At 57.9% G+C, this 10,310-nt stretch carries 8 protein-coding genes; 7 read left to right on the top strand and 1 reads right to left on the bottom strand.

The annotated features are described in order from the left end of the window. Positions 1 to 346: 346 nt before the first annotated feature. Entirely contained in the window at positions 347 to 1,636 is a 1,290-nt protein-coding gene (gene gltA, locus WLY71_RS26975; RefSeq protein ID WP_008148584.1) for a citrate synthase, read from the bottom strand. Between the two features lie 363 nt (positions 1,637 to 1,999). Between gltA and sdhC the strand changes: the two genes are divergently transcribed. The 7 genes from sdhC to WLY71_RS27010 form a co-directional block, all read left to right on the top strand. Then, positions 2,000 to 2,374 (top strand): succinate dehydrogenase, cytochrome b556 subunit, encoded by a 375-nt coding sequence (gene sdhC / locus WLY71_RS26980; protein WP_046053263.1) that lies wholly within the window; start codon positions 2,000 to 2,002, stop codon positions 2,372 to 2,374. Then, the gene (gene sdhD / locus WLY71_RS26985; protein ID WP_007945134.1) at positions 2,368 to 2,736 is read left to right on the top strand and encodes a succinate dehydrogenase, hydrophobic membrane anchor protein; all 369 of its coding nucleotides are present in this window, start codon (positions 2,368 to 2,370) and stop codon (positions 2,734 to 2,736) included. The genes sdhC and sdhD overlap by 7 nt, the downstream gene beginning before the upstream one ends. Positions 2,737 to 2,739: 3 nt before the next feature. Then, on the top strand, positions 2,740 to 4,515 hold the full coding sequence (gene sdhA / locus WLY71_RS26990; protein ID WP_046048042.1) for a succinate dehydrogenase flavoprotein subunit: 1,776 nt from the start codon (positions 2,740 to 2,742) through the stop codon (positions 4,513 to 4,515). An 11-nt stretch (positions 4,516 to 4,526) separates the two neighbouring features. Next, positions 4,527 to 5,231 carry a succinate dehydrogenase iron-sulfur subunit gene (locus WLY71_RS26995; protein ID WP_046048041.1) on the top strand — a complete coding sequence of 235 codons (705 nt, stop codon included), beginning with the start codon at positions 4,527 to 4,529 and terminating at the stop codon, positions 5,229 to 5,231. A gap of 274 nt (positions 5,232 to 5,505) precedes the next feature. After that, positions 5,506 to 8,337 carry a 2-oxoglutarate dehydrogenase E1 component gene (locus WLY71_RS27000; protein WP_347805982.1) on the top strand — a complete coding sequence of 944 codons (2,832 nt, stop codon included), beginning with the start codon at positions 5,506 to 5,508 and terminating at the stop codon, positions 8,335 to 8,337. 42 nt (positions 8,338 to 8,379) lie between these two features. Continuing rightward, positions 8,380 to 9,603: a 2-oxoglutarate dehydrogenase complex dihydrolipoyllysine-residue succinyltransferase gene (gene odhB, locus WLY71_RS27005; protein WP_347805983.1), complete on the top strand. Its 1,224-nt coding sequence runs from the start codon at positions 8,380 to 8,382 to the stop codon at positions 9,601 to 9,603. Between the two features lie 110 nt (positions 9,604 to 9,713). Continuing rightward, positions 9,714 to 10,310, top strand: a 597-nt coding sequence (locus WLY71_RS27010) for an FAD-dependent oxidoreductase (RefSeq protein ID WP_347805984.1), incomplete at its 3' end; no start/stop codon positions are given.

A 10,310-nucleotide genomic window follows, 5' to 3' on the forward strand; every position in this document is an offset into this window, starting at 1 on the left:
GTGGAGGTTCTGCGCAGTGGGCAACCCGGCATGGATGCCGGGTTAGCCGCCCCCGGCCATGGATGGCCGATGGCGGCGGGCCCACGGAGCAGGACCGGAGCGAGGGCATGCCGAGCCTAGGCGAGGCACCGAACGAAAGGGGCAAAAGCCTTTGGTTACTTTGGGCTTTTCAAAGTGACCCGCTGTAAGAGCGGAACCCTAAGTGGTCGTTACCGAAACAACGGATATGTACACGACCAAAGACCCAGTCGGCCCTCCGGCCGCTGAACCCGCACAAACAAAAACGGCCTCTACATAAATAGAGGCCGTTTCCGGTACAGATCAAGACGTTATCGCAAGACAGGTCTTACTTGCGGTCTTCCAGCTTGGTGATGTCACGCGACTCATAGCCGGTGTACAACTGGCGCGGACGGCCAATCTTGTACGGGCTGGAGAGCATTTCTTTCCAGTGGGAGATCCAGCCGACGGTCCGCGCCAAAGCGAAGATCACGGTGAACATGCTGGTTGGAATGCCGATCGCCTTGAGGATGATCCCCGAGTAGAAGTCGACGTTCGGGTACAGCGAGCGTTCGATGAAATACGGGTCGGTCAGGGCGATCTCTTCCAGGCGCATGGCCAGTTCGAGTTGCGGATCGTTGGTGATGCCCAGTTCCTTCAGCACTTCGTCGCAGGTCTGCTTCATGACTGTTGCGCGTGGGTCGCGGTTTTTGTAAACCCGGTGACCGAAGCCCATCAGTTTGAACGGATCGTTCTTGTCCTTGGCCTTGGCGATGTACTTGTCGATGTTCGACACATCGCCAATTTCATCGAGCATGGTCAGAACAGCTTCGTTCGCGCCGCCGTGGGCAGGGCCCCATAGTGCAGCGATGCCGGCGGCGATACAGGCGAACGGGTTGGCACCCGAAGAGCCGGCCAGGCGTACGGTGGACGTCGATGCGTTCTGCTCGTGGTCGGCATGGAGGATGAAGATCTTGTCCATGGCGTTGGCGAGTACCGGGCTGATCGGTTTGATCTCGCACGGGGTGTTGAACATCATGTGCAGGAAGTTTTCCGCGTACGTCAGGTCGTTGCGCGGGTACATCATGGGTTGCCCCATCGAGTACTTGTAAACCATCGCTGCCAGGGTCGGCATCTTGGCAACCAGACGGATCGCGGAGATTTCGCGATGCTGCGGGTTATTGATGTCCAGGGAGTCGTGGTAGAAGGCCGAGAGGGCGCCGACTACGCCGCACATGACGGCCATTGGGTGGGCGTCGCGACGGAAGCCGTTGAAGAAGGTCTTCAGCTGCTCGTGAACCATGGTGTGGTTCTTCACGGTGCTGACGAACTGGGCCTTCTGTTCTGCGGTCGGCAATTCGCCGTTGAGCAGCAGATAGCAGGTTTCCAGGTAGTCCGACTTTTCAGCCAGCTGTTCGATCGGGTAGCCGCGGTGCAGCAGAATGCCGTTGTCGCCGTCGATATAGGTGATCTTCGACTCGCAGGAAGCTGTCGACATGAAACCAGGGTCAAAGGTGAAACGGCCCGTGGCCGTCAGGCCCCGAACATCGATTACATCGGGACCAACGGTGCCGGTTAAAATGGGCAGCTCGACGGGGGCTGCGCCCTCGATGATCAACTGCGCTTTTTTGTCAGCCATGTGGCCTCCTATTTATGCTTGAAATCATCAGACAGACCCCCCACGCAGGGCCCGCACCACTATAGTGAGATAAATTCGAATGTCAATTTGCCTAAAGTCTTGCTCCAGAAGGCTTTAACCGGACTTTTTCCTCGAAATTGACTGCCAGTTACGCCTTTTATACGACTTGTGCAATGAGCTATTAGGGGAAGGCGATTGCGTTGTCATTAGTAGCCTAACTGTCTATACTCGGCCTCCGACCGCCAGGGGCTTTTGGGCCTGCTTTATTGGGGGTCGCACTCCCTGGGTGGTGGGTACCTGACCAGTGCACTCCCCAACAACTTTGCCCTGATTGTTAGGGGCTCTTCAGTGTGAAAAAAAGCCGTGAATAGCCAACGACCTGTAAACCTAGACCTAAGGACCATCAAACTCCCAGTCACTGCTTACACGTCCATTCTTCACCGAATCTCCGGAATCATCCTCTTTGTCAGCCTGGCCATCATGCTTTATGCATTGGACAAGTCGCTCGGCTCGGAAGAAGGCTTCGGTCAGGTGAAAGCGTGTCTGACCAGTCCGCTAGCCAAGCTAGTGACATGGGGCATCCTGTCCGCCTTGCTGTATCACTTGGTTGCCGGTGTGCGCCACTTGATGATGGACATGGGCATCGGCGAGTCGCTTGAGGGCGGCAAACTGGGCTCGAAAATCGTTATCGCCGTTTCCGTGGTGGTAATCGTTCTGGCAGGAGTTTGGATATGGTAACTAACGTCACGAACCTGTCGCGTTCGGGCCTCTATGACTGGATGGCGCAGCGTGTGTCTGCGGTCGTTCTCGCGGCTTATTTCATCTTCCTGATCGGATACGTCGTCGCCAACCCTGGCATCGGCTACGCCCAATGGCATGAACTGTTCGCAAGCAACTGGATGCGTATTTTCAGTCTCCTGGCCCTCGTTGCCCTCGGCGCTCACGCCTGGGTCGGCATGTGGACCATCGCGACCGACTACCTGACGCCAATGGCGTTCGGCAAGTCCGCGACTGCAATACGTTTCCTCTTCCAGGCGGTATGCGGCGTCGCGATGTTCGCGTACTTCGTCTGGGGTGTGCAGATTCTTTGGGGTATCTGATTCATGTCTACTACAGTTAATACGCTTTCGTTCGACGCCATCATTATTGGCGGCGGCGGTGCTGGCATGCGCGCTGCTCTGCAACTGGCACAGGGTGGTCACAAGACTGCCGTAGTTACCAAGGTTTTCCCGACTCGCTCGCACACTGTTTCTGCCCAGGGTGGTATCACTTGCGCCATCGCTTCGGCAGATCCGAACGATGACTGGCGCTGGCACATGTACGATACCGTCAAGGGTTCCGACTATATCGGTGACCAGGACGCTATCGAATACATGTGTTCCGTAGGCCCGGAAGCGGTTTTCGAGCTCGAGCACATGGGCTTGCCGTTCTCCCGTACCGAACAAGGCCGTATCTATCAGCGTCCGTTCGGCGGTCAGTCGAAAGACTTCGGTAAAGGTGGCCAGGCTGCCCGTACTTGCGCCGCTGCCGACCGTACCGGTCACGCACTGCTGCACACCCTGTACCAGGCCAACCTCAAGGCCGGCACCGTATTCCTCAACGAATACTACGGCGTCGACCTGGTGAAGAACGAAGATGGTGCCTTTGTCGGCATGATCGTCATCTGCATCGAAACCGGCGAAACCTCCTACGTTCGCGCTAACGCCACTGTACTGGCGACTGGCGGTGCAGGTCGTATCTACTCGTCCACCACCAATGCCCTGATCAACACCGGTGACGGCGTCGGCATGGCTCTGCGTGCTGGCGTGCCGGTACAAGACATTGAAATGTGGCAGTTCCACCCGACCGGCATCGCCGGCGCCGGTGTACTGGTGACTGAAGGCTGCCGCGGTGAAGGCGGTTACCTGATCAACAAGCACGGCGAGCGTTTCATGGAGCGTTATGCTCCGAACGCCAAAGACCTGGCTGGTCGTGACGTTGTTGCTCGCTCGATGGTTAAAGAAATCATCGCCGGCAACGGTTGCGGTCCGGATGGCGACCACGTAATGCTGAAACTCGATCACCTCGGTGAAGAAGTTCTGCACAGCCGTCTGCCAGGCATCATGGAGCTGTCCAAGACCTTCGCCCACGTCGATCCAGCCGTGTCGCCGATTCCGGTCGTTCCAACCTGCCACTATATGATGGGCGGCGTGCCGACCAACATTCACGGTCAGGCGATCACTCAGGACGCCGACGGCGTTGACCAGATCATCCCGGGTCTGTTCGCGGTAGGCGAAGTGGCCTGCGTATCGGTTCACGGTGCCAACCGTCTGGGCGGTAATTCGTTGCTCGACCTGGTGGTATTCGGTCGTGCTGCCGGCCTGTTCCTGGAACAGACCCTGAAAGAAGGCGTCGATTACACTCGCGCTCGCCAGTCCGACATCGACGCTGCCCTGGCGCGTCTCGATGGCCTGAACTCGCGTACCGAGGGCGAAGACGTCGCCACCTTGCGTAAAGAGCTGCAAAGCTGCATGCAGAACTACTTTGGTGTATTCCGTACCGGCGAATACATGCAGAAGGGTATTGCCCAGCTGGCTGATCTGCGTGGCCGTATCGCCAACGTCAAGATCAACGACAAGAGCCAGGCGTTCAACACCGCTCGTATCGAAGCTCTTGAATTGCAGAACCTGCTGGAAGTGGCCGAGGCTACCGCCATCGCCGCAGAGATCCGCAAAGAGTCCCGCGGCGCTCACGCCCGTGAAGACTACGAAGATCGCGACGACGAAAACTGGCTGTGCCACACCCTGTACTTCCCGGGTGACAAGCGCGTAACCAAGCGTGCCGTGAACTTCTCGCCGAAGACTGTTCCGACTTTTGAACCTAAGATTCGGACTTATTAAGGGTGGCCGCCATGTTGCAAGTCAGTGTTTATCGCTACAACCCTGATCAGGACGCTGCGCCGTTCATGCAGGAATTTTCGGTCGATACCGGTGGTAAAGACCTCATGGTGCTGGACGTGCTGGCCCTGATCAAAGAGCAGGACGAAGGTTTCTCCTATCGTCGCTCTTGCCGTGAAGGTGTTTGCGGTTCCGACGGCATGAACATCAACGGCAAAAACGCTCTGGCGTGCGTCACGCCGCTGTCCGCTGTCGTAAAAGGCAACAAGCTGATCGTTCGTCCTCTGCCAGGTTTGCCGGTTATCCGTGACCTGGTCGTCGATATGAGCATCTTCTACAAGCAATACGAGAAGGTTAAGCCATACCTGCAGAACGACACGCCGGCTCCGGCCATCGAACGTCTGCAGACCCCTGAAGAGCGTGAAAAGCTCGACGGTCTGTACGAGTGCATCCTGTGCGCTTGCTGCTCGACCTCTTGCCCGTCCTTCTGGTGGAACCCGGACAAGTTCCTGGGTCCAGCTGCTCTGCTGCAAGCGTATCGCTTCCTGGCAGACAGCCGCGACACCAAGACTGCCGAGCGTCTGGCTTCGCTGGATGACCCGTTCAGCGTATTCCGCTGCCGCGGAATCATGAACTGCGTCAACGTCTGCCCGAAAGGCCTGAACCCGACTAAGGCCATCGGTCACGTACGTAACATGCTGCTGCAAAGCGGCGTGTGACAGCTGCTGTAACCTGGCTGTTATAAATGTAGTACCGCTGTACCCGTAGATGCTGCGGCGCAGGCTTCAACCGGCGCCGTAGTCTTAACCTGAGCAGCAGCTTATAAGGCTGCGGCTCTTATTTTGAAGAAATGAGACAAGCAGGGGCATCCGGGCTGGTACCCGGACTATCAGCGTGATCCTAAGTGGCTTGTTTTAGTCGCTGCATTCGGACTTCTGCAAGCGTGCTCGGTGTCGACGCCGGTGGTGTTCCCCTAACCGAGGGTGACCAAGCATGCAAGAAAGCGTGATGCAGCGCATGTGGAACAGCGCCTACCTATCCGGTAGTAACGCTGCCTATGTGGAAGAGCTCTATGAGCTCTACCTGCACGACCCTAACGCTGTGCCAGAAGAGTGGCGCACCTACTTCCAGAAGTTGCCTGCTGACGGCAACACTGCCACCGATGTTTCGCACTCCACAATTCGCGATCATTTCGTCTTGCTGGCAAAGAACCAGCGCCGCGCCCAACCGGTTTCCGCCGGCAGCGTGAGCAGTGAGCACGAGAAGAAGCAAGTTGAAGTGCTGCGATTGATCCAGGCCTACCGTATGCGTGGCCACCAGGCAGCCCAGCTTGACCCGCTGGGGCTGTGGCAGCGTCCTGCACCTGCAGACCTGTCGATCAATCATTACGGCTTGACCAATGCCGATCTTGATACGACCTTCCGTGCCGGCGACCTGTTCATCGGCAAAGAGGAGGCGAGCCTACGCGAAATTCACGAAGCGTTGCAGCAGACATATTGCCGCACCATCGGCGCTGAATTTACGCATATCACCGATTCCGAGCAGCGCCAGTGGTTCCAGCAGCGTCTGGAAAGCGTGCGCGGCCGTCCGACGTACTCCGCCGACATCAAGAGCCACTTGCTCGAGCGCGTCACCGCCGGCGAAGGTCTGGAAAAATACCTGGGTACCAAATACCCTGGTACCAAGCGTTTCGGTCTGGAAGGCGGCGAGAGCCTGATTCCGATGCTCGACGAGCTGATCCAGCGTTCCGGTTCCTACGGCACCAAGGAAATCGTCATCGGCATGGCCCACCGTGGTCGTCTGAACGTGCTGGTCAACACCTTCGGCAAGAACCCGCGCGAGCTGTTCGACGAGTTCGAAGGCAAGAAGAAGGTCGAGCTGGGTTCCGGTGACGTTAAATATCACCAAGGCTTCTCGTCCAACGTCATGACCACCGGCGGTGAAGTTCACCTGGCCATGGCCTTCAACCCGTCCCACCTGGAAATCGTATCTCCAGTGGTCGAGGGTTCGGTTCGCGCCCGTCAGGATCGTCGTAACGACCCTACCGGCGAGAAGGTTCTGCCGATCTCCATCCACGGTGACGCGGCATTCGCCGGTCAAGGCGTGGTCATGGAAACCTTCCAGATGTCGCAGACCCGCGGTTTCAAGACCGGCGGCACCGTGCACATCGTGATCAACAACCAGGTCGGTTTCACCATCAGCAACCCGCTGGACTCGCGCTCCACCGAGTACGCGACCGACGTTGCGAAGATGATCCAGGCGCCGATCCTCCATGTGAATGGTGATGATCCGGAAGCCGTGTTGTTCGTGACCCAGCTGGCCATCGACTACCGCATGCAGTTCAAGCGTGACGTGGTGATCGACCTGGTCTGCTACCGTCGTCGTGGCCACAACGAGGCCGACGAGCCAAGCGGCACCCAGCCAATCATGTATCAGCAGATCACCAAACAGCGCACCACCCGTGAGCTGTATGCCGATCGTCTGACTCAGGGCGGTGTGCTGGACGCAGAGCGTGTTCAGGCGAAAGTCGACGAATACCGCAATGCGCTGGACAACGGTCTGCATGTTGTAAAAAGCCTGGTCAAAGAGCCGAACAAAGAGTTGTTCGTGGACTGGCGTCCGTATCTGGGCCACGCCTGGACCGCGCGTCACGACACTCGCTTCGATCTGAAAACCTTGCAGGAACTGTCCGCCAAGCTGCTGGAAATTCCGGAAGGCTTCGTGGTTCAGCGCCAGGTCTCGAAAATCTACGAAGACCGTCAGAAAATGCAAGCCGGCGGCCTGCCGATCAACTGGGGTTACGCCGAAACCATGGCGTACGCGACCCTGGCGTTCGAAGGTCACCCGATTCGCATGACGGGTCAGGACATCGGTCGCGGTACGTTCTCGCACCGTCACGCTGTCTTGCACAACCAGAAAGACGCGGGTACCTACGTCCCGCTGCAAAACCTGTACAAGGGCCAGCCACGTTTCGACCTGTACGATTCGTTCCTGTCCGAAGAAGCCGTGCTGGCGTTCGAATACGGTTACTCGACCACCACGCCTGAGGCGCTGGTGATCTGGGAAGCCCAGTTCGGCGACTTCGCCAACGGTGCCCAAGTGGTTATCGACCAGTTCATCACCAGTGGCGAGCACAAGTGGGGCCGTCTCTGCGGTCTGACCATGCTGCTGCCGCACGGTTATGAAGGTCAGGGTCCGGAGCACTCTTCGGCTCGTCTGGAGCGTTACCTGCAGCTGTGCGCCGAGCACAACATTCAGGTTGCCGTCCCGACTACACCGGCTCAGATCTACCACTTGCTGCGTCGTCAGGTGATTCGCCCGCTGCGCAAGCCGTTGATCGTTCTGACTCCGAAGTCGCTGTTGCGTCACAAACTGGCCATCTCGACCCTGGAAGATCTGGCCGAAGGTTCGTTCCAGACCGTTATCCCGGAAATCGATACCCTGGACCCGAAAAAGGTCGAGCGCGTTGTTCTGTGTAGCGGCAAGGTCTACTACGACCTGCTGGAAAAACGCCGTGCCGAAGGTCGTGATGACATCGCCATCGTGCGTATCGAGCAGCTGTACCCATTCCCTGAGGACGACTTGAACGAAGTCCTGGCTCCGTACACCAACCTCAAACATATCGTTTGGTGTCAGGAAGAGCCGATGAACCAGGGTGCCTGGTACTGCAGCCAGCACCACATGCGCCGCATCGTTGGCAATCACAACAAAGCACTCTTTCTCGAGTACGCCGGTCGTGATGCTTCTGCTGCACCTGCTTGTGGTTATGCATCGATGCACGCTGAGCAGCAGGAAAAACTGCTGCAAGACGCCTTTACTGTTTAACGCCTTCGCGCACCTGAAACCGAATTTAAGGACCCACAGATAATGGCTATCGAAATCAAAGCCCCCACTTTCCCGGAATCGGTTGCCGATGGCACCGTTGCCACCTGGCACAAAAAGCCGGGCGACGCCGTCAAGCGCGATGACCTGATCGTCGACATCGAAACTGACAAAGTCGTATTGGAAGTGTTGGCCACCGCTGATGGCGTGCTGGGCGCTATCGTCAAGAACGAAGGCGACACCGTTCTGTCCGACGAAGTCCTGGGCTCCATCGAAGCGGGCGGCGCTGCTGCCGCTCCAGCTGCTGCCGCTGCTCCGGTCGCTGCACAAGCTGCTGCTCCAGCCGCTGAAGGCGAAGACGATCCTGTTGCTGCACCGGCTGCTCGCAAGCTGGCTGAAGAAAACGGTATCAACATCGCTTCCGTTGCCGGCACTGGCAAAGGCGGTCGTGTGACCAAGGAAGACGTTGTTGCCGCTGTAGCTGCCAAGAAAGCCGCTCCGGCTGCCGCGCCTGCCAAGGCTGCTGCTCCTGCCGCTGCTGCTGCTCCAGTGTTCGCTGCCGGCGATCGCATCGAGAAGCGCGTACCGATGACCCGCGTGCGGGCCACCGTCGCCAAGCGTCTGGTTGAAGCTCAATCGAACATGGCGATGCTGACCACTTTCAACGAAGTCGACATGACCGAAGTCATGGCCCTGCGTTCGAAGTACAAGGACCTGTTCGAGAAGTCCCACAATGGCGTGCGCCTGGGCTTCATGTCGTTCTTCGTCAAGGCTGCCACCGAAGCGCTGAAACGCTTCCCGGCTGTCAACGCGTCGATCGACGGTGCTGACATCGTTTATCACGGCTACGCTGACGTCGGTGTTGCTGTTTCCAGCGACCGCGGTCTGGTTGTGCCGGTGCTGCGTAACGCCGAACTGATGAGCCTGGCTGAAATCGAAGGCGGCATCGCCACCTTCGGCAAGAAGGCTCGTGACGGCAAGCTGTCGATGGACGAGATGACCGGCGGTACGTTCACCATCACCAACGGTGGTACTTTCGGTTCGATGATGTCGACCCCGATCGTCAACCCGCCGCAAGCGGCCATCCTGGGCATGCACAACATTCTGCAGCGTCCTATGGCGATCAACGGTCAGGTTGTTATCCGTCCGATGATGTACCTGGCGCTGTCCTACGATCACCGTCTGATCGATGGCAAAGAAGCTGTGACCTTCCTGGTTACCATCAAGAACCTGCTGGAAGACCCGGCTCGTTTGCTGCTGGATATCTGATTTCGTTGCACGGGCCGTCCAGTGATGGACGGCCTAACTGTAATGACCAGCTTCGTCCCACGACAGTCCCTAAAAGGGGCTGTCCGGTTTGATTCGAGAAGGAATGACACATGACTCAGAAATTCGACGTGGTAGTGATTGGCGCGGGCCCTGGCGGCTACGTGGCTGCCATTAAAGCAGCGCAACTGGGCCTCTCCACTGCCTGCATCGAGAAATACACCGACAAGGAAGGCAAACTGGCCCTCGGCGGTACTTGCCTGAACGTCGGCTGCATTCCATCCAAGGCGCTGCTGGACAGCTCCTGGAAATACAAGGAAGCCAAAGAAGGCTTCGCGATCCACGGTATCAATCACGCTGGCGTGACCATGGACGTGGCGGCAATGGTTGGCCGTAAAGCCAACATCGTCAAAGGCTTGACCTCTGGCGTTGCGACCCTGTTCAAGGCGAACGGCGTTACTTCCCTGCAAGGCCACGGCAAACTGCTGGCCGGCAAGAAAGTCGAGCTGACCAAGCCAGACGGCACCGTCGAAATCATCGAAGCCGAGAACGTGATTCTGGCTTCGGGCTCGCGTCCGATCGACATTCCACCAGCTCCGGTTGACCAGAACGTGATCGTCGATTCGACTGGCGCGCTGGAATTCCAATCGGTACCTAAGCGTCTGGGCGTTATCGGCGCTGGCGTGATCGGTCTGGAACTGGGGTCGGTC

It is taken from the genome of Pseudomonas rossensis (assembly GCF_039888995.1).
Classification (GTDB): domain Bacteria; phylum Pseudomonadota; class Gammaproteobacteria; order Pseudomonadales; family Pseudomonadaceae; genus Aquipseudomonas; species Aquipseudomonas rossensis.